Below are 20,062 nucleotides of genomic sequence, written 5' to 3' on the forward strand. Positions count from 1 at the left end.
TCATCCTAATTCTAAAAATTTAAAAGCCTGTCGGAATATCTATAAAACAGGTTTCGAGGTTTGTATCAAGTTCAAGCTTTTTTGCAACCAATTGAACGCCTACGGTTTCCGTTTGGTAATGCCCGCCTGCAATAACATTTATTCTGTTTTCGAGGGCATTGTGATAGGTAATGTGTTCTATTTCGCCCGTGATATATAAGTCGAGTCCTAAGGCTATGGCATCATCTATTTCAGAGGCGGCTCCTCCCGAAATGACTCCGACGGTTTTAATCTTTTTAGGTCCGAAGGGAAGAATGTTTGCAGGTTTTTCTCCTTGGGGAAAAAGCTTATTTACAATCTCGTCTATCTCCAAGCCTTCTTCAGAATCCTGCTTTACAGGAAGGCTGCCGTAAAGGCCTATGTTTATACCCCTGTACATTCCGAACTCTTTTAAGTTTTCAAGCTCAAGGCGGCGGGCAAGACCGATATTGTTACCGTAAAGAGGATGAGCATCGAGGGGAAGGTGAACGGCATAAAGCACAATATCATTGTCCAAAAGAGCCTTTATCCTGTGATAATGATTTCCCATAATCCTTAAAGAGCGGCTCCATAAAAAGACCGTGGTGGACAAAAAGCATATCGGCCTTCCGCTCGGCGGCTTCCTTTATCGATTGAAGACAGGCATCTACCGCAAAGGCAACTTTTTTTATTTCTTTTCCGCTGTTTTGCACTTGAACGCCGTTTTGCGACAAATCCTGAGATGCAAAGTCATCTATGTTTAATAGTTCAGTAAAATAAAGATCAAGGTCTTTTAACTTCATAATAATCCCCCCGCAAAAATTTTTCTCAGATTATACTTTAGATTCTTTTTGAATTCAAGGCGTGTAGAACATAGAAAAAAAACACCTCCGCATAAATACGGAGGTGTTTTTCAAATTAAATCAAACAGCTTTCAAAATTAATATTTTGTAAGGCTGTTTAAATTTTTACAGGAACATTGCAGCTATTGTTCCGAAGATGATTAACGGAATATTATAGTGCAAGAATGTCGGAACACAGGTGTCCCAAATATGGTCATGCTGACCGTCTGCATTAAGACCGGCTGTAGGTCCGAGGGTTGAGTCTGATGCGGGGGATCCTGCATCGCCCAAGGCTCCTGCTGTACCGAGTAAGCAAACAATAGCGGCAGGGCTGAATCCTAACTTTATACCGAGAGGAACATAGATGGTTGCGATAATCGGGATTGTACCGAAAGACGTTCCGATACCCATGGTAATACCGAGACCGATTAAGAGCATTATAATAGCACCGAGCAGCTTGCTTCCGCCTATGAGGTTGGCACTTGAAACTACCAAAGCATCAACTCCCTTTGTGGCCTTGATAACTTCGGCAAAACCGGCTGCAACGAGCATAACAAAGGCGATAAAGCCCATGAGTTTGATACCTTCTGCCATTGTGTTATCGACTTCATTAACCTTGATAACGCGTGTAATCATTAAGATTAAGATACCGGCAAGACCTCCGAGGGGCATTGAACCTGTAAAGATCTGAATTACAAATGCTGCAAGAATAGCTAAGAGTGTAAACCATTCGCGTGAGGTGAATTTTACATCTTGTTCAAGATTCATTTCGGGATGTAAATCTTTGTATTCTCTAGGTTTTCTGTATGAGAAGAATACTGCAATTAACAATCCTAATAACATTCCGAGTCCGGGAATCCACATAGCCTTCCATACATCTGTTGCTTCAAAAGGTACTCCGTTTTGTGTCATTGAATTTGCAATAATTCCATGGAAGATAAGACCGAAGCCTACGGGGAAGGTAACATAGGGCCACTTAACAGAGAATGTAAGACCGCAGGCCATGGCTCTTCGGTCAAGCTTCATCGAGTTCATAACAACCAATAGCGGCGGAATTAAAATCGGAATGTATGAAATGTGGATAGGAATAAGGTTTTGTGAAAAACATCCTACAAAAGCAATTATTAAAACAAAGAGAATGCTTTTTGCTTTAAGGCTCTTTGAAAGCTTTACAGCGAGTAAGGTAACGATATTTGTTTGACTGATAGCTGCAGCTAATGTACCCAAAAGAATGTAGGATAAGGCTGTTTCTGCATTGCCTCCCATACCTGAAATAAGTGTGCTTACAGTCGCAGATAGACCTAAGCCTCCAACTAATCCGCCGATAACGCCGGAAACCATAATCGCAATCAAAATATTGATTTTGAGAAGACATAGTACCGTCATTACAACAACGGCTACTATTACAGGATTAATCATATAAACCTCCGTTTTTTTTGCAATTTATAAAAATTGCTAGTTTAGCTGGAAAATGGTAACATGAAAATTTCTATCTGTCAAGTTTTTTTACAAAAATTTATAATTTTTTATAAAAAAATAAAGAGTTTTGGTTTTATTTATTGACAATAAGTAAAAGCTATGCGATAATCTAGTAATGCAAAATATTGAGGCTGTTAATTTGCCTATGTATTTTGAGTAAAACTTTTATGGAGGATATTTTTATGGAAAAATCCAAAATTAAACCTAATGGTTTAGCACTGTTGCCTTTTTTAATTTTTGTTGTCGTTTACCTTGGAATAGGTGTAACACTTGTTGCAAAAGGCGACCCGATGGGTTTTTATGGTTTTAAGGGGCCTATTGCCGTTATTGTAGGTATTATAGCCGCTTTTTTAATGCACAAAGGATCTATCAACGAAAAATTTGATGCATTGATTAAGGGATGCGGAGATGAAAACATCATTACCATGTGTATTATTTACATTTTGGCAGGAGCTTTTTCTGTTGTTTCAAAACAGATGGGCGGTGTTGACTCTACAGTAAACCTTGGTCTAACATTGATTCCTGCTAACTTTGTTACTGCAGGTCTCTTTATTATCTGTTGTTTTTTATCTATCGCAACAGGTACCAGCGTCGGTACTATTGCAGCTGTAGGCCCTATTGCTGTAGGTTTTGCAGAAAAAGCCGGTATTTCAATGCCTCTCATGGTTGCTGCTATGGTAGGCGGTGCAATGTTTGGTGATAACCTTTCAATCATTTCCGATACAACTATTGCTGCTACAAGAACTCAAAATGTAGAAATGAGAGATAAATTTAGGGTAAATATAGCTTTAGCCTTGCCTGCCGCTCTTATAACATTAGTTCTTCTTTTGATTTTCGGAAGACCTGCTGTTCCTCCCCAAATCGAATCCTTGGAATTCAATATTGTTAAAGTTTTACCTTACATATTCGTATTGGTTGCTGCCATTGCCGGTCTTAATGTATTTGTTGTTCTTCTTGGCGGAATCGTATTCTCAGGCGTTATAGGAATGGCTTATGGAGCATTTAATCCTTTGCAGTGGACAAATCATATCTATGACGGCTTCAGCGGAATGTTTGAAATATTCTTGCTCTCTATGTTAACAGGAGGGCTTGCTTATATGGTAACCCAGGCCGGCGGTATGGAGTGGCTCTTGCAAAAAATAAAGGGCATGGTAAAGGGAAGAAAATCAGCCGAGCTTGGTATCGGTGCTCTTACCCTTATTACGGATGCTGCAACAGCCAACAACACCGTTGCAATTATTATCGATGGCCCCATAGCTAAGGAAATGTGCGAAGAGTTTAAGGTTGACCCGCGCCGGTCTGCATCTCTTCTTGATGCCTTCTCTTGTGTAATGCAAGGTTTAATTCCCTATGGTGCCCAGCTTTTAATAGCATGTTCCTTTACAAACGGTCTTGTAAGCCCTGTAGGTGTTATACCCCTATTGTGGTATCAGCTCTTATTGGCAGTTTTATTAACTCTTTCCATATTCTTCCCGTTCGCTGACGGATACATTAAAAAGCATCCTTGGAATTTTGAAGAATGGAAACCTGTTAAAGCAAAATAGCCTATTGGATTGCAAGTATTTACTTTATAAACTAAGATGGAAGTCTTAGCTTAATCTAAAATAAAAAAATCCCGAAGCTTATTGAGTTTCGGGATTTTTTTATTTAATTTTTCTAAGTTATTTCTTTGCACCTTTTAGCGAAAACAAAACAATACTTGCTATAATAACCGCCCCTCCTATGATTGTACCTGCATTTAATGTTTCACCGAGAGCAACATAGCCTAAAAGACTTGCAACCAAAGGGTTAACGAAGAGAAAATTTGTAACATCGCTTGTCATTTCAGCTATTTCTATTCCTTTATTAAAACAAAAATATCCTAAGGCACTGGTAAAGATTCCTAAGTATATGAAGCTGCCGATATATTTTAATTCTGCATTAATAATTTGTTTATATGCATCTATGGAAAAAGGCGATAAAATAATTGCTGCTGCAATCATACTGTATGTAACAATCTCTATTGAGGTATAACCCATCTTTCCAAGTTTTCTGCTTAGTATATTGTATCCGCAGAAAAAAACTGCCGCGATAACAGTCCATACTATTCCTATGTTTATTGATAGAATTCCTTTCCATAAAATAATAATTAAAACTCCGCAAAAGGCACAAAAGATTGAGAAGATTCCTATTCTGCTTATTTTTTCTCCATAAAGTATCGAAGCTGCTGCTGCAGTCATTATGGGGGTTGTTGCGATGAGAATACTTGAGGTTGCCGCGGTAATTGTTTTAAGTCCCATATTAAATACTATAAGATAAAGACCGAAGCCTAGTGCTCCCGATATAAAAAATAATCCTATATGTTTTAGTTTGAAAGGAGAGCGTAAGTTATTAAATCTTCCGATGATTAAAAGGACGATACTTGCCAAAGAGCATCTTAAAAATCCCAAGGCTTCAGGACTAAAATATACTAATGCAAATCTTGAGAAAGGAAATGATGAGGCAAAAAAGATAACTGCCGTTAAGGCAAATAAGTATGATTTTATTTTATTGGACATAGCACAGCTCTGGTTATAATATGAATTTTTATCGACGACATGATATAATAAGATGATAATGAAGTCAAGTATTACGGGATCTGTAAACGTAATGATAAAACTGCATACGGCTTTATAATGAATTAAGATAAATTTCTAAATTTTACTTTTTTATACTTGCGTTAATACAATAAATGTTTTATAATAGTCGCAATATGTATCTTTTATTTGGAGGAAGATATGGATAAAAAAGAATTAGAAAAACTGGGATTTGCTTCAAAACAGATTCACGCAGGAAGCATTAAGAACAAATACGGTGCTCTCGCCACACCTATTTATCAAACTTCAACATTTGCATTTGACTCTGCAGAGCAAGGCGGCCGCAGATTTGCCTTAGAGGAAGATGGTTATATCTATACCCGCTTAGGCAATCCTACGACTTCAGTTGTTGAAGAAAAACTTGCCTGCCTTGAAAACGGTGAAGCATGTATGTCTGCAAGCTCCGGTATCGGTGCTGTTACTTCATGTATTTGGTCAATTGTAAATGCAGGAGATCACATTGTTGCAGGAAAAACTCTTTACGGTTGTACTTTTGCTTTTTTAAATCATGGTCTTTCACGCTTCGGAGTTGAAGTAACATTCGTTGACACACGAGACCCTGAAAATGTAAAAAAAGCTTTAAAGCCCAATACAAAAGTTGTTTATTTGGAAACACCTGCCAACCCCAATATGTATCTTTGCGATATTGCAGAAATAAGCAAAATTGCTCATGCAAATAATCCTGATTGCAAGGTAGTAGTAGATAATACATATATGACTCCCTATCTTCAGAGACCGCTTGATTTAGGTGCAGATGTTGTTCTTCACTCTGCAACAAAATACCTAAACGGACATGGAGATGTTATCGCAGGATTTGTTGTAGGAAAAAAAGAATTCATTGATCAGGTACGCTTTGTAGGTGTTAAGGATATGACAGGTTCTACATTGGGCCCCTTTGAAGCTTACTTAATCGGCCGCGGTATGAAGACCCTCGATATCCGAATGGAAAAACACTGTGCCAATGCTCAAAAAGTAGCAGAGTTCTTGGAAAAGCATCCTGCAGTTGAGTCCATCGCCTTCCCCGGTCTTAAATCCTTCCCGCAATATGAGCTTGCAAAAAAACAGATGAAACTTTGCGGAGCTATGATTGCCTTTACAGTTAAGGGCGGTTTGGAAGCCGGAAAAACTCTTATAAATTCCGTTAAGTTTGCAACAATTGCAGTAAGCTTAGGTGATGCCGAAACTCTCATCCAGCATCCTGCAAGTATGACTCACTCTCCTTATACGCCTGAAGAAAGAGCTGCTTCGGATATTGCCGAAGGTTTGGTACGCCTTTCTGTAGGTCTTGAAGATGCAGAGGATATTATTGCCGACTTAAAACAAGCCTTAGATAAACTTGTTAAATAAGTCTTAATTAAAAATCGGACAGGTGTTTTCGCCTGTCCGTATTTGAAATGGAGGTTGTTGATTTTTGAAAGCGGCTGTGTTTGCCGGAACTACGGTTGATACCCGAATGGGAGTGGAACTTTTAAAAAGTCATGGTATAGAAGCCTTTGCTGTTCCTATGTCGAGTAACTGTGATGAGCAATCAAATTTACAATATTTTTCACAAGAAGCTCTTGAAGAGCTTTTTATAGTTAAATCGAAAGAAGCTATATCCAATGGAGCCGATTTTATTGTAATATATTGTAACTCGCTAAGTGCTGCTGTAGACTATGAAAAAATAAGAAGAATTTTAAATATCGAGATTTTTAGTCCTTTAGATACATATAAAAAATTACCTAAGGATTGCAAGAACATAGCTATTTTAGCGGCAAACGGATTATCGGCTTATACAATCGACAGGATTATTCAAAGTTATAACCAAGATAAGAATACTATTCCGATAGGAAATATAAGTATAGTTCGGCTTATTGAAGAAGGGCTTAGCCCCGATAAAATAGTAGAACTATTAAATCTTAAAGGATTTTTATCTTATCTTGAAAAAATTGAAATAGAAGAATACAAAATAGACAGCCTTATATTGGGCTGTACTCATTTTCCTTATATACAAATGGAACTTGAAAAGCACACCTCAATTAGAATTATAGACCCGGCAAATAAAATGCTGGAAACCATATTACATACTACGATATTAAATATCAAGGAGAAAAAAGAGTATGCAAAAGAAAACACAAACAATGACCGGTAATAATGCGGCTTCGTATGTTGCTTATGCATTTACCGATGTGGCTGCCATTTATCCGATTACGCCCTCTTCAGATATGGCTGAGCTGGTTGACTCATGGGCTGCCAACGGAAGAAAAAATATTTTCGGGCAAACCGTTCTTGTTTCGGAATTGGAGTCCGAAGCAGGAGCTGCAGGATCAATGCACGGAGCCCTTTCTGCCGGAGCCTTAGCTTCAAGCTTTACAGCCAGTCAGGGGCTTTTACTTATGATACCCAATATGTACAAGATGTCCGGTGAACTTCTGCCGGGTGTTTTGCATGTATCGGCCAGAGCTCTCTCGTCTCACGCCCTGTCTATTTTCGGCGATCATCAAGACGTTATGGCTTGCCGCCAAACAGGTTTCGGTATGCTTGCCTCAGGCTCGGTTCAGGAAATCATCGACCTCGGCGGTATTGCTCACCTTGCAGCAATAAAGGGCAGAGTTCCCTTCCTCCACTTTTTTGACGGCTTTAGAACCAGCCATGAGCTTCAGAATGTCGAACTTATCGATTACGAAGACTTTGCAAAAATGCTTGACTGGAAGGCCTTAAACGATTGGCGCACCACAGCCATGAATCCCGAGCATCCCTTTACAAAGGGAACGGCTCAAAACCCCGATGTTTATTTTCAAGCCTCGGAAGCCTCCAATAAATTCTACACCGATGCTGTAGAAATAGTTGCAGACTATATGAAGCAGATTTCGGCCTTGACCGGAAGAACTTACCGCCCCTTCGACTATCACGGAGCACCCGATGCCGAAAGAGTAATTATCGCTATGGGCTCTATCACCGAGACAGCAGAAGAAACGGTTGACTACCTTGTTTCTAAGGGAGAAAAAGTAGGTCTTATTAAGGTAAGACTTTTCCGCCCCTTCTCGCCTAAATATCTTTTTGATGTAATGCCTAAGACGGTTAAAAAGATTGCCGTTCTTGACAGGACAAAGGAAAAGGGTGCTCTTTATGAACCCCTTCACTTGGATATACTCGGCGCTTACATTGATGTACCCAATAAGCCCTTAATCGTGGGCGGAAGGTACGGCTTGGCTTCTAAGGATACGACCCCCTCAATGGTAAAGGCCGTATTCGATAATCTTAAAGCCGATGCACCTAAAAATAACTTTACTGTAGGAATCGAAGACGATCTTACCAATTTAAGCCTTCCTGTTTTAGAGGAAATTAAAACCGAACCTGCCGGAACAATCAGATGTAAATTCTGGGGCTTCGGTTCTGACGGAACTGTCGGTGCAAATAAGAGCGCCATCAAGATTATCGGCGACAGCACCGGTATGTATGCCCAGGCCTATTTTGCTTATGACAGTAAAAAATCGGGAGGCGTAACAATTTCTCACCTACGCTTCGGAAAACAGCCGATAAAGTCGACATATCTTATAAGCGATGCCGACTTTATTTCTTGTTCAAAACAGTCCTATGTTCATCAATACGATTTATTGAAGGGCTTAAAAAAAGGCGGAACCTTCTTGCTTAACTGTCTCTGGTCAGATGAGGAGCTTGAAGCCAACCTCCCCGGCGAGATGAAACGCTTTATCGCAAAAAATGAAATTAAGTTTTATACCATAAACGCTACAGGTATTGCTCAAGATATCGGTCTGGGCGGAAGAATCAATATGATAATGCAGTCTGCCTTCTTTAAACTTGCAGAAATTATTCCTATTGAAGAAGCCGTTGACAGTTTAAAAAAATCCATAGTAAGAGATTACGGTAAAAAGGGTGAAGACATCGTAAACATGAACTATGCAGCAGTAGAAAAGGGAGTTAACTCTCTTCACATGGTTGCTGTTCCTGCCGCTTGGGCAAATGCAGAGGATTCTGCTATTTTAAATTCTCATCTTCCGCCCTATGTACGCAATGTACTTATTCCTATCAACAGGCAGGAAGGCGATGCTCTAAAGGTAAGTACCTTTAAGGGTGTTGAAGACGGAAGAATGCCTAACTGCACAAGCCGATATGAAAAGCGCGGCGTTGCTGTTGAAGTTCCGCATTGGATAAAGGAAAACTGTATTCAGTGTAACCAGTGTTCATTTGTATGTCCGCACGCCGTAATCCGCCCCTTCCTTCTTGACGAAAAAGAGAGAGAGGCAAAACCTGAGGGCTTTGAAACAATAAAGGCCAACGGAAAAGGACTTGAAGGTCTTGAGTACAGGATGCAGGTTTCGGTTATGGACTGCACCGGATGTTCAAACTGTGCAAACGTCTGTCCCGCAAAGAACAAGGCCCTCGTTATGAAGCCTCTGGCAGAGGAAGAAGCTCAGGCTAAAAACTGGGACTATGCAGTTGACAATGTTTCTACAAAGCACGGCCTTATGGATCAGTTCTCGGTTAAGGGAAGCCAGTTTAAGCAGCCCCTCTTGGAATTCCACGGAGCTTGTGCAGGCTGCGGCGAAACTGCCTACGCAACCCTTGTTACCCGCCTTTTCGGAGACCGCATGATGATAGCAAATGCTTCAGGCTGTTCTTCGATATGGGGAGGCTCTTACCCCACTGCCGGCTTTACCTATAACGAAAAGGGTAAGGGTCCCACTTGGGCAAGTTCTCTTTTTGAAGACAATGCAAACTACGGCTACGGAATGGCCCTCGGTGCACGCAAGTTAAGGGAACAAGCCGAAGACTATATGAAAAAATTTATCGAGCTCAATGTCGGAACCGATTTTACTCCGCTCTTTAAAGAATGGATTGAAAATAAAAAAGATGTTGAAGCCAATATCCTAACCTGCGATAAGATTAAGGCCCTCTTTGATGCTCATCAGCCGCCTAGAAATACGGCTGTAAAGAATACGGATGCTGCCGATTATCTTCCCGTTCCCGAAAGCCATACCTTCAAATATAATACGGGAAATATCGAGGCTGACAGACTCTTGGAATATATCTACAAGCTGAAGGACTTTATCGTCAAAAAGAGTGTATGGTCATTCGGAGGAGACGGATGGGCCTATGATATCGGTTACGGCGGTCTTGACCACACCATGGCTTCGGGCGAAGACTTTAACATCCTCGTATTCGATACTGAAGTTTATTCCAATACGGGAGGTCAGTCCTCAAAGTCGACTCCAACAGCGGCTGTTGCAAAATTTGCGGCAGGCGGAAAACGAATCCGCAAAAAGGATTTGGGTGCAATGCTTATGACCTACGGCTATGTTTATGTAGCTCAGGTTGCCATAGGTTCCAATATGAGCCAGTTTGTAAAGGCTATAAAAGAAGCCGAAAGCTATGACGGCCCTTCCATCGTTATCTGTTACGCTCCCTGTATCAACCACGGACTCCGATCCGGCATGGGAAGAAGCGTCGAGCAGGAGAAAAAGGCTGTTGAGGCCGGCTACTGGCACCTATACCGCTTTGATCCGCGCTTAAAAGCCGAAGGCAAAAATCCCTTCCAGCTGGACAGCAAGGAACCGACCGGCTCATTCCAAGACTTCATCAACTCCGAAGTCCGCTACACCTCGCTTAAAAAGACCTTCCCCGATGTTGCGGAAGTCTTGTTCAAGCACGCAGAGGAAGACGCCAAGGAAAGGTATAATCGGTATAAGCGTATGGCCGAGTAATTTTTATTGGCTCCTAGTACTCGCCTCGGCTATTTAAAAATTGAATTTTTAAACAGCCGGGCGATTACGCTGCCGCTCCAATAAAAATTAGCTGATAAGCGGACATCCTTTTCCTACGGGAAAAGATGTCCGCTTTTTTTTATGTTTGGATTGTTTTTTGATTTGTGATTGCTATAATTTTTGTATTTCTTCTTTACTAAGGCCTGTTCCTTCAGCTATTTTTTCGATATCTATTCCTAGTTTTTTAAACATAGAGGCTGTTTCAAGTTTTGTTTTATATGCTCCATCAGCAAAGCCTTGTTCAATTCCGGCTTCAAGCCCCTGTTGATAACCTTCATTATCATCGGTTTCGATAAATTTTAGCCAGTTTAATAAGCCTTTTGTTTTATTATCTTTGCATTGAGATTATTTTAAGGTTTTAGCTTTTTCAAGGTTTAGTATATGAATCTCAAGCTTTGAAAGTAAGGGCTCTTTTGTGTCTTTTTCCATAACAAGATACTTGTTGTGGAGACGTTTGTTTTTATTAAAACCTTGCCCTATTAAGTTTATTGTAATACACTTTGGAAGTTTTGTATAGTCTTGACCTTGCTTTATACCTCCATTGTACATTTTAGACCAATAATACAAAGTTCTCTCAGCAAAATCACGGTGCCAAAGGTTTTGAATTTCGATATCTACAAAAGTTCCGTCTTTTATTCTTAGTTTTATATCCAATACACCTAATTTTTCACTTAAAAGCTCCTTATGAAACTCCTTATCTAAAAGTTCCAAACCTGTGATATTTTCAGGAGAAATGTCCAAGATACATTCCAATAAATCCTGTAGTACATCCTTATTTTCCTCAACTCCGAAGACCCGCTTAAAGGCGTAGTCGTTTCGCAGGGTAATTTTAAATGCTTGTTTCATATCAACCTCCATGATAAATTATTTAAAGGAATAGTTTTTCCCCTCTCATAATTATTATAGAAATTGTTTGTAATACATAGGAAAATTTTAAAAAATTCAAGAAAATAACCGGCCTTCCCGAATCCGAAATCGAAAAGCTCTAATCTATTCGTCAAGCTCTTTTGCCTTCAAGCAAGCTTCAATGCAGGCTGACCACAGCGCATCGGGAGAGGGCGGAAGGGCTGAAATTTCCATTTGCTTTCGGGTTTGAGGATGGCAGAATTTTAAAGAGTAGGCGTGGAGTCTTATTCCGCCGGATTTTTCGGTGCGCTCGGAACCGTATTTGATGTCCCCCTTTATCGGCATCCCCAAGTGAGCAAGCTGAATACGGATTTGATGGGTGCGGCCTGTTTCGGGAAAGACACGTAAAAAATTATAGTTGTCTCCGATACCTGAAAGCTCCCAATAAAGAGAGGCTTTTTTTCCTCTTTGTTTTGATTCGGTTACAAAGCCCTTTTGTAGTTTTGTGTTAAACTCAAGATAGGCTTCGCAAAATTCTTTTTTGTATAAAGACTTATGGTTTATTTCAAAATCTGCTGTGGGAAATTGATGGTCGGCTTCTTCTCTTTTTTTGCAGATCGCCCAATATTCTTTTTTTATACTTTGTTCTTTAAAAAGATTATTTAATTTTGTATGCATTTGAGGAGAAAAAGCTACAAGAACCAAGCCGCTTACCGGCTTATCCAAGCGGTTTACGGCCTCGGCATATTTTTTTTCGCTAAAGGCTTTTTTAAAAAAGGTCTGGGAATTATCTCCGCAGTTTTTTAAAACCACGGCAAAAAAATTATCTTCAAATAGAATTCTCAACTCGTTCTGCATTTTAAACTACCGATTTTTAAAGCTTTTCGATCTCTTCAAGGCTTAAGCCCGTAGCTTGAGCTATCTTTTGTAAAGAATCTCCGAGCTTGATTATATCATAAAACAGCCTGTTTTTCAATTATCAAAAGATTTTAATCCGTTCTTTGCTACGGTTATTTTTGATAAATTCAGCATTCGGATTTTGCGGGTTTATTTTATGCTCTTTTTTTCAAATAATTACTATAAATATAATGAGGAGGGAAAATGTGAAAAAGTTAGGAGAAAACGAATGGTAAAAAGATTTGAAGATTTAACTTTTACAGACGATGGATTAAAAATGTACGTCCTTGTACATTTTTAATCTAAGAGTTTTGCTTGACAGCAAAACTCTCGAAAGTCTAAAACCACCGCCGTCCATGGCGGAATGCAAAATCCGAAGCTTTGTAAAAAACTTATCGAAATGATACTATCCGATACAATAGGTAAAATTACGTATATCTCGGTGCAGCATAGTATTAAAACCTATGAACAGGCAAAATCCGTAAGGTTTGATGTCTTAGTTCAGGCAGAAAGCGGTAAATTTTATGATGTAGAAATGCAGGTAAGCAATGAACGCAATATCCCGAAACGAATGAGGTTTTATCAAGCTGCTATAGATATTTCGTTTTTGGATAAGGGAAATTCTTATAATAATTTAAATGACAGCTTTATAATTTTTATCTGTTTATTTGATGCTATAGGCAAAAACAGGCCTGTTTATACCTTTGAAAATATCTGTATTCAAGATAAAGGCTTATCTTTACAAGATGGTGTAAAAAAGGTTATAATCAATGCAGAGGCCTTTGAAAACACTGAGAACAAAGAATTAAAGGAATTTTTAACATACCTTAAAACGGGTAAGGCAAAAAGCGAATTTACAAGGGGGATAGAAAAAATGATACAGACAGTAAAACAAAGCGAACAGGCAAGACAAGAGTATAGATTAATGTCAACTTTTGAAATGGACGCTAGGGATAAAGGTGCTTATGACAATAAAAGGGAAACCGCTAAACTTATGAAGCTAAAAAACTTTGATATAGCTTTAATTACAGAGATAACCGGCCTTCCCGAATCGGAAATTGAAAAATTATAGTTGAATAAGAGGCTTTTACTCCCTTACTGCCCTGCTTTGCCGCAGGCAGTTTTTTGCGTAAAACTTAGGGAGGGTCAAGACTAAAAAACCGGTTACCCCTTGGGCCTAACCTTGTCGGGATAGCCGGTTTTTTATTTTTTGATTAACTAGCCACGGGCTCTGCCTTGATTTTGTATTAAAGCAAGAAGCTGATCTTTGATTTTTTGTATGGAACCCTGATAATTTCCAAAATCTTTAATTTGTGATTCTCCACTAAATATATACTTAAGTCTGTTATATATTTCTTGTGAACCTTTGTATTTTGGAGGCATATTTTTTTGTGGAACTAATGAATTTAATTGTTCAGGAGTTGCACCATCTAAAATACTATTTTTTATTTCACCATATATTTCTAAAGTACTCTCTATGTTTGGTAAATTATATGGTAAATCACTGAAGCCATACTCTGTGTTATTATTAAATTCTTCTTTGGGAAAAGTTATATTTTTTAGTATTATCTTATTAATAGCAGAACCTGACATATTTGTTGGTAGAGTTGAATCTTCAAATTTAAGATACCCTTCACCTGTTTGAGATTTATGGAAACTTATTTTTGATAAATCGCAATTTATGAAGCTAACATTAGTTAACATATTTTTAAAAAAATTTCCCTTGAAATTTTCAGAATTTAACCAAGTGATTGTTGCATCATCTATCTGCATTTTATCAGAACGATTATAATACTCTTGAAGTTGTTCTATTGATAAATTTGAACCACTTTTTTTACCAAAATACCCTGTGTTAAAATCTGTTTTGCAAAGGTTTAAATCATAAATAAATCTTATACTTTTTCCTGTTGCTTTAATTATATTTCCGCTTTCATCTTTCGCAACATTGATAAGTGAATTTCCAATAGCTATTTCTTCGGCTGGCAATCCCGTTTACGCTTCCGCTGTAAAACTTTTATTTTTTAATATTCAGGCAGCTGCACACATAAGGCCGGTGTGTCCATCCGCATAATGGTGGACAGTCTTTAAAAATAGAGGAAACGGCTATGAGTACGGCCAATAGAAAATACAAAGATTCGGTTTTTGTTGACTTGTTCAGCGAAGACGAAAAAGCTAAAGAAAACTTTTTATCGCTCTATAATGCCTTGCATAACACCAAACTTACGGCAATAGAGCATTTAAAAAATATTAGGCTTGATCAGATTCTCTATATGACATTTTATAATGATGTGTCTTATCTTGTTAATAACAAAATAATAGTACTTGCTGAACATCAATCAACAATAAACCCGAATATGTCCGGTCAAAGAATGTACTTCCATGTACATTCTTTGACTTCGAGTTTTGAGCATAGCTCAAAACATCGTAAAGTTAAAACCACCGCCATCCATGGCGGTTTTTGAATTAGCTTTTTTGAAAATAGGCGGAGTAGATTCAAGGAACCTAGTAAAAATAAAGCGGAGGCGTATCTGGTATACGCCGAGCATTTATTTTTGCGTAGTGACGCAGAAGATGCCCGATTATTTTAAAAAGAGGAGGTAATAAATATGTTAGTAGCAGAATACGACTATAATACGGATATATCCTTGCAGCGTGCAGAAGATCGGGAAATCGCCTTTGCCGAGGGCTCTTACCAAACAAAGCTCGAAACGGCTGCTTCATTCAAAAGGCTTGGAGTTGATATTGCTAAAATAGCCGAAGGAACAGGATTAAGTATTGAAGAAATAAAAGCTCTATAGTGTGAGTCTTTTCTCGGCTCTTGACAATATCGCCAAAAAGATAAATAATACCTCCATATTAAAGGCTGATTGTCTTTAAGAATTTTAAACATTTTATTAGGGGGAACCTATGTCGAATATCCATGATATGGAATTTTTACAAAAGAAAGTTCAAGAATTAAAAGAGCAAGGCTTATACAAGGAGCTCGTTACTCTTGAAGGACCGAGCGATGCAGAATGTGTTATTAACGGAAAAAAAGTTATTAACCTTTCATCCAACAACTATTTAGGCTTTGCTAATCATCCTCGCCTTAAACAGGCTGCTATCGAAGCAATCGAAAAATACGGAGCCGGAGCCGGAGCCGTACGCCCCATCATCGGTAACATGAAGATTCATGACGACTTGGAAAAGCTCTTAGCCGAATTTAAAAGAGAGGAAGCCGTTTTAGCCTTCCAATCGGGTTTTAACTGCAATGCAGGCGTTATTCAGGCTCTTACCGATAAGGGAGACCTAATCATCTCCGATCAGCTTAACCACGCTTCAATCATCGACGGTACCCGCCTATCAAAGGCCGACAAGGCTGTTTTCCAGCACTCGGATATGGCAGACCTTGAAAGGGTTTTAAAAGAAAAAAGAGAGAGCTACAACAATGTTTTGATTATAACCGACGGCGTTTTCTCTATGGACGGAGATATCGCCAAGCTCCCCGAAATCGTTGCTCTTGCAGAAAAATATAATTGTCTAACCTATGTTGACGATGCTCACTCAAGCGGTGTTTTGGGAGAAAGCGGACGCGGAACCGTAGACCACTTTAAGCTTCACGGAAGAGTTGACGTTGCAATGGGAACTCTTTCAAAGGCTATCGGTGTTGTAGGCGGTTATGTTGCAGGAAAAAAGGTAACAATCGACTGGCTTAAAAACAGGGGCCGCCCCTTCTTATTCTCGACAGGTCTTCCTCCTGCAGCAGTAGGAGCCGCCATAGAAGCCGTTAAGATGCTCATGGAATCAACCGAACATACGGACAAACTTTGGGCAAACGCCAAGCACTTTAAAGAGGGCTTAGGAAAGCTCGGCTACAATATCGGACACAGCGAAACCCCCATCACCCCGATTATCATCGGTGATGAGGCCAAAACCTTGGAGTTCTCCAAAAAGCTCTTTGAAAACGGCTTATTCTCAGGCCCCATCGTATTCCCCACGGTTCCCAAGGGAACAGGCCGAGTCCGATGTATGGTAACAGCAGGCCACACCACAGAGCAGCTTGACAGAGCCGTAAAAATCTGTGAAAAAGTCGGCAAAGAAATGGGAATTCTTTAATCCTATTTTTTTAAGATAAAAAAGCACCGATTTGTAAAGCTCAAACCGGTGCTTTATTTGTATGGAGAAGTTTATGGCAGAAACAAATAACAATGAAGAAAAATATAGACGGCCCTCATGGGATGAGTATTTTATGGATGTTTGCAGGGCTATCGCAAAAAGAGCTACCTGCGATCGGGGAAGGTCGGGATGCGTTATTGCGCGCGATCACCAAATTCTTGTTACCGGCTATGTAGGAGCTCCCACAGGCCTTCCTCATTGCGATGATGTCGGTCACCAATTTAAAAAACTTCAGCACGAGGACGGAAGCATTACCCAACACTGCGTGAGAACCGTTCATGCAGAACAAAACGCCATCTGTCAGGCAGCAAAGCGAGGCATCAGCATAGACGGAGCAACCCTCTATTGCAAGATGACCCCTTGCCGCACCTGCGCCATGCTCATCATAAATTGCGGAATAGTGCGTGTTGTAGCCGAAAAACGCTATCACGATTCTGCCGATACAATCGAAATGTTTAAAAAAGCCGGGATAATCCTCGAGCATATTTCGGACTCTTTGGAAGAATATAAGGGTCAGTAGGGAATTGCTCTTTTTACTTTTAAGCCTTTAGAGAGATAAGGCCCATTCTTTAAATGCCGAGTAGTCGGGCGGCACATTAACAGCTTTTAAGGGTCTGTATTGAAGGCTTTCAAGCTTGTCGGGCAAGGAAGGAGGTCTTCCTATGGCCGGTTTCATAATTTCCGGGAATTTTGCAGGATGAGAGGTTTGAAGGATTATACTTACCATATTGTTTCTATGGATTGAAGATGCCCATGTTTCTATATCTGCATATTGTGAAGGTATTCCGGGTTGTTTATCTTGTTCGGGCGTTTTTCGTTTTAAGGAATTTAAAGCTCCGTGATAAATGTCCTGCCATGCTGTCCAAGCCATAGCTCCGTAAGGATCTATTATATAACCTGTTCTTTCATGACAAGATCTTACAGCCGTTACAGTTCCGGCCCCGTCAATCCAATAAGGAATTATCAGTTTTTTTAGTTCTTCAAAATCGTATATTTGAAGCATCCTTTTAAAATTTATCATGCTTGGAATATCCAAGGCCGGGGTATTGGTTTTTACTGCCGCTTTTTTTTCAAATTTTCCAAGGGTCAGCCAATCGGAAACAGCATGATTTTCGTTTTCGGCCGAAATAAAACCGCTTATTGGAGTTCCCATTTTTTTTGCAATCAGGGCTGCCGTAAGGGATGAAAAACTTCCTGAAGGCACCGATGCTATAATTGAAGGATTTTCAATTTTGTTGTCATAATCGCTGCGGTATAAAACGGTCAATGCTGCATATACGAAGAATGCTGTTTGAGGTAAAATAGGGGCTATGTTTAATGCTCCTCCTGATACCAATTTTAATTTTTTCAGTAAATCCGCATCTTTGAGTGCTTTATCCACAAGTTTCTCACAATCTTCAAAGGATCCTTCCACACAAATCGGATAGATATTTTTAGGCATCGAGGAAAGGATGTTTTCCTGTATTTCCGTCAATGAGCCTTGAGGATACAAAAGAAGGGCATTAACGCCTGAAACTTTAGAAACGGCTGAGGCAACGGCACAGGCTCTTTCGCCTGAGGCTGCGACAATGAGGCTAATCTCTTCGTCTTCATCCTTGTTAAAATATTCCAAAAGATAGGCTAAAAAAGCGGCTCCTATGTCCTTGTAGTTGAAAGTAGGCCCATGAAAGAGCTCTAAAACATAGGTTGTGGGTGTTATCGGGGCTATCGGGAGCTTATGCGGATAAAATTGAGCTATTATCGACATTAGATCTCCGTCAGGAATTTCATCTTTGCAAAAATTCTTTATGATTTCAAAACTTATATCCCTAAAAGAAGGGGGCGGATTTCGGTAAATCATAGCCTGACTTAACTTGCCGAATTCGGCGGGCATAAAAACTCCCCCCGTTTCAGAGTTAAAACCTCTTAGTACGGCATCTTTAAAAGAGACCTGAATGTTTTTATCTGTTATATCGTAAAATTTCATCCCTACTTATCCACAAGTTTTACATATATTCTTCACATTTGACATTTTACAATATATACCGCTGATTGTCAATAATTTATCCGTTCAATAAAATCGAAAATTTTAGACTTGACATTTATGCCCTTTCATACTAATATCAAAAACGAGAGGTAACACATGAGAGCAACAGATATTATTATGAAAAAACGCGGAATAAAGTGGCAAAATCTTGAACCCCTAAACCGCAAAGAGATAGAGTTTATTGTAAATTCTTATGTAAGAGGCGAAATACCCGAATACCAGATTTCGGCATGGCTTATGGCCGTGTATTTTAACGGAATGACCTTTGAAGAAACTGCCGTCCTTACTGATGTTATGCTTCATTCCGGTAAGGTAATGGATCTTTCAGGCCTTGAAGGGCCCTTTGTCGATAAGCATTCTACCGGCGGGGTGGGGGATAAACTTTCTCTTCCGCTTGCACCCATTGTTGCGGCAAACGGCATTAAGGTTCCGATGATGAGCGGCCGGGCCCTCGGGCATACGGGCGGAACCCTCGATAAGCTTGAAGCCGTTACGGGCTACCGCACTAACCTTACCGAAACCGAATTTAGGTCTTTTATAGAAAAAACCGGCTTTGCTATGACGGGGCAGACAAAGGAACTTGTTCCTGCCGACCGCCTACTTTATGCAATGCGGGATGTTACGGCCACTGTAGAGTCTGTTCCGCTTATTACTTCGAGTATTTTGTCGAAAAAAGTTGCAGAAGGCTCCGAAGCCCTCGTTTTCGACGTAAAATGCGGAAAAGGAGCCTTTATGAAAACCTTGGACGATGCGGAAGCTCTTGCAGTGAGCCTTGTAGGTACGGCTAAGGCTATGGGAAAAAAGGCTAGGGCTCTTATAACCAATATGAATGAACCCCTCGGCACAATGGCCGGAAACTTTTTGGAAATAGAAGAAACGATAGATATTTTAAAGGGGCAAGGCCCCGCCGACAGCACCGAGCTTACATTACAGCTGGCAGCCCACATGCTCATCCTCGGCGGCAAGGCAAAGACTGAAGAAGAAGGGCTTGTTCTTGCAAAAGAAGCCGTAAGTTCAGGCAAGGCCTTGGAGCTTTTTATGAAAAACATAGAGCTTCAAGGCGGCAATCCTAAGACCCTCATGGCCGAATATAAAACCCGCCGAAGTAAATTCTTTGAAGAGTTGAAGGCCGAGAAGGACGGCTTTATCGAAAGCATAAACGCCTTTGAGGTCGGAATGGCCGGCGTAAACCTCGGAGTCGGAAGAAACAAAACCACCGATCCTGTATGCCCCGATGCCGGAGTCGAAATTTTAAAACACAAGGGAGACCCGGTAAAAAAAGGCGATCTTATAATGAGGGTCTACGGAAAGGATTCGGCTTCGGTTTCTGCTTCGATTCCTTTATTGAAAAACGCTGTAGCATATTCCGATAAGGCTCCGCAAAAGGATAAGCTTATTTTTAAAATTATCAGACAAGAAGATCTTTAAAATTTAGGCCTG

Annotated in this window: 14 protein-coding genes and 3 pseudogenes; 9 read left to right on the forward strand and 8 right to left on the reverse strand. The window is 39.9% G+C overall.

The window, feature by feature from the left end:
- Positions 1-19: 19 nt before the first annotated feature.
- Together E4O00_RS02590 and E4O00_RS02595 are read right to left on the reverse strand one after the other, a co-directional pair.
- Positions 20-800: pseudogene (locus E4O00_RS02590) on the reverse strand (Nif3-like dinuclear metal center hexameric protein).
- 165 nt (positions 801-965) lie between these two features.
- Complete coding sequence (locus tag E4O00_RS02595; RefSeq protein ID WP_253678441.1) at positions 966-2,258, reverse strand: Na+/H+ antiporter family protein; 1,293 nt, start codon at positions 2,256-2,258, stop codon at positions 966-968.
- Positions 2,259-2,500: 242 nt separating this feature from the next.
- Between E4O00_RS02595 and E4O00_RS02600 the strand changes: the two genes are divergently transcribed.
- Complete coding sequence (locus E4O00_RS02600; protein ID WP_253678442.1) at positions 2,501-3,862, forward strand: Na+/H+ antiporter NhaC family protein; 1,362 nt, start codon at positions 2,501-2,503, stop codon at positions 3,860-3,862.
- A 117-nt stretch (positions 3,863-3,979) separates the two neighbouring features.
- On the opposite strand, the gene E4O00_RS02605 is transcribed toward E4O00_RS02600, so the two are convergent.
- On the reverse strand, positions 3,980-4,855 hold the full coding sequence (locus E4O00_RS02605) for a DMT family transporter (RefSeq protein WP_253678443.1): 876 nt from the start codon (positions 4,853-4,855) through the stop codon (positions 3,980-3,982).
- 219 nt (positions 4,856-5,074) lie between these two features.
- Here E4O00_RS02605 and megL point away from each other — a divergent pair, with 219 nt between their 5' ends.
- The 3 genes from megL (at position 5,075) to nifJ (ending at position 10,638) form a co-directional block, all read left to right on the forward strand.
- Positions 5,075-6,280 (forward strand): methionine gamma-lyase, encoded by a 1,206-nt coding sequence (megL, locus tag E4O00_RS02610; protein WP_253678444.1) that lies wholly within the window; start codon positions 5,075-5,077, stop codon positions 6,278-6,280.
- Positions 6,281-6,344: 64 nt separating this feature from the next.
- Positions 6,345-7,064: an aspartate/glutamate racemase family protein gene (locus E4O00_RS02615; protein WP_253678445.1), complete on the forward strand. Its 720-nt coding sequence runs from the start codon at positions 6,345-6,347 to the stop codon at positions 7,062-7,064.
- Complete coding sequence (gene nifJ / locus E4O00_RS02620; RefSeq protein WP_253678446.1) at positions 7,033-10,638, forward strand: pyruvate:ferredoxin (flavodoxin) oxidoreductase; 3,606 nt, start codon at positions 7,033-7,035, stop codon at positions 10,636-10,638. The genes E4O00_RS02615 and nifJ overlap by 32 nt, the downstream gene beginning before the upstream one ends.
- 171 nt (positions 10,639-10,809) lie before the next feature.
- Here the strand turns inward: nifJ and E4O00_RS02625 are convergent.
- The 3 genes and pseudogenes from E4O00_RS02625 to E4O00_RS14110 form a co-directional block, all read right to left on the reverse strand.
- Positions 10,810-11,544, reverse strand: a pseudogene (locus E4O00_RS02625) (Rpn family recombination-promoting nuclease/putative transposase).
- 144 nt (positions 11,545-11,688) lie between these two features.
- Positions 11,689-12,402 carry an RluA family pseudouridine synthase gene (locus E4O00_RS02630; protein WP_253678447.1) on the reverse strand — a complete coding sequence of 238 codons (714 nt, stop codon included), beginning with the start codon at positions 12,400-12,402 and terminating at the stop codon, positions 11,689-11,691.
- A gap of 16 nt (positions 12,403-12,418) precedes the next feature.
- On the reverse strand, positions 12,419-12,520 hold the full coding sequence (locus E4O00_RS14110) for a LysM peptidoglycan-binding domain-containing protein (protein ID WP_371921859.1): 102 nt from the start codon (positions 12,518-12,520) through the stop codon (positions 12,419-12,421).
- Positions 12,521-12,805: 285 nt separating this feature from the next.
- Here E4O00_RS14110 and E4O00_RS02635 point away from each other — a divergent pair, with 285 nt between their 5' ends.
- Positions 12,806-13,513: an Rpn family recombination-promoting nuclease/putative transposase gene (locus E4O00_RS02635; RefSeq protein ID WP_253678448.1), complete on the forward strand. Its 708-nt coding sequence runs from the start codon at positions 12,806-12,808 to the stop codon at positions 13,511-13,513.
- A gap of 146 nt (positions 13,514-13,659) precedes the next feature.
- Here the strand turns inward: E4O00_RS02635 and E4O00_RS02640 are convergent, their stop codons facing one another.
- The gene (locus E4O00_RS02640; RefSeq protein WP_253678449.1) at positions 13,660-14,427 is read right to left on the reverse strand and encodes a hypothetical protein; all 768 of its coding nucleotides are present in this window, start codon (positions 14,425-14,427) and stop codon (positions 13,660-13,662) included.
- Between the two features lie 119 nt (positions 14,428-14,546).
- On the opposite strand from E4O00_RS02640, the pseudogene E4O00_RS14115 reads away from it, so the two are divergent.
- From E4O00_RS14115 to E4O00_RS02660, 3 genes and pseudogenes are all read left to right on the forward strand, one after another.
- A pseudogene (locus tag E4O00_RS14115) lies at positions 14,547-15,239 on the forward strand (hypothetical protein).
- A gap of 109 nt (positions 15,240-15,348) precedes the next feature.
- Positions 15,349-16,536 carry a glycine C-acetyltransferase gene (locus E4O00_RS02655; protein WP_253678450.1) on the forward strand — a complete coding sequence of 396 codons (1,188 nt, stop codon included), beginning with the start codon at positions 15,349-15,351 and terminating at the stop codon, positions 16,534-16,536.
- Positions 16,537-16,609: 73 nt separating this feature from the next.
- Complete coding sequence (locus tag E4O00_RS02660; RefSeq protein ID WP_253678451.1) at positions 16,610-17,116, forward strand: deoxycytidylate deaminase; 507 nt, start codon at positions 16,610-16,612, stop codon at positions 17,114-17,116.
- A gap of 27 nt (positions 17,117-17,143) precedes the next feature.
- Here the strand turns inward: E4O00_RS02660 and E4O00_RS02665 are convergent, their stop codons facing one another.
- Positions 17,144-18,562, reverse strand: a complete 1,419-nt coding sequence (locus tag E4O00_RS02665; RefSeq protein ID WP_253678452.1) for a PALP domain-containing protein — start codon at positions 18,560-18,562, stop codon at positions 17,144-17,146.
- A 156-nt stretch (positions 18,563-18,718) separates the two neighbouring features.
- Here E4O00_RS02665 and E4O00_RS02670 point away from each other — a divergent pair, with 156 nt between their 5' ends.
- Positions 18,719-20,050 (forward strand): thymidine phosphorylase, encoded by a 1,332-nt coding sequence (locus E4O00_RS02670; protein ID WP_253678453.1) that lies wholly within the window; start codon positions 18,719-18,721, stop codon positions 20,048-20,050.
- Positions 20,051-20,062 lie beyond the last annotated feature (12 nt).

The sequence above is a fragment of the Treponema sp. OMZ 788 genome (assembly GCF_024181245.1).
In the GTDB taxonomy this organism is placed as follows: Bacteria; Spirochaetota; Spirochaetia; order Treponematales; family Treponemataceae; genus Treponema_B.

What these genes read in the sequence shown, in the direction of transcription:
- E4O00_RS02600 (WP_253678442.1), top strand. Translation starts at nt 2,501, where the DNA reads ATGGAAAAATCCAAAATTAAACCTAATGGTTTAGCACTGTTGCCTTTT.
- nifJ (WP_253678446.1), top strand. Translation starts at nt 7,033, where the DNA reads ATGCAAAAGAAAACACAAACAATGACCGGTAATAATGCGGCTTCGTAT.
- megL (WP_253678444.1), top strand. Translation starts at nt 5,075, where the DNA reads ATGGATAAAAAAGAATTAGAAAAACTGGGATTTGCTTCAAAACAGATT.
- E4O00_RS02660 (WP_253678451.1), top strand. Translation starts at nt 16,610, where the DNA reads ATGGCAGAAACAAATAACAATGAAGAAAAATATAGACGGCCCTCATGG.
- E4O00_RS02630 (WP_253678447.1), bottom strand. Translation starts at nt 12,402, where the DNA reads ATGCAGAACGAGTTGAGAATTCTATTTGAAGATAATTTTTTTGCCGTG.
- E4O00_RS02605 (WP_253678443.1), bottom strand. Translation starts at nt 4,855, where the DNA reads ATGTCCAATAAAATAAAATCATACTTATTTGCCTTAACGGCAGTTATC.
- E4O00_RS02670 (WP_253678453.1), top strand. Translation starts at nt 18,719, where the DNA reads ATGAGAGCAACAGATATTATTATGAAAAAACGCGGAATAAAGTGGCAA.
- E4O00_RS02635 (WP_253678448.1), top strand. Translation starts at nt 12,806, where the DNA reads ATGCAAAATCCGAAGCTTTGTAAAAAACTTATCGAAATGATACTATCC.
- E4O00_RS02595 (WP_253678441.1), bottom strand. Translation starts at nt 2,258, where the DNA reads ATGATTAATCCTGTAATAGTAGCCGTTGTTGTAATGACGGTACTATGT.
- E4O00_RS02665 (WP_253678452.1), bottom strand. Translation starts at nt 18,562, where the DNA reads ATGAAATTTTACGATATAACAGATAAAAACATTCAGGTCTCTTTTAAA.
- E4O00_RS02655 (WP_253678450.1), top strand. Translation starts at nt 15,349, where the DNA reads ATGTCGAATATCCATGATATGGAATTTTTACAAAAGAAAGTTCAAGAA.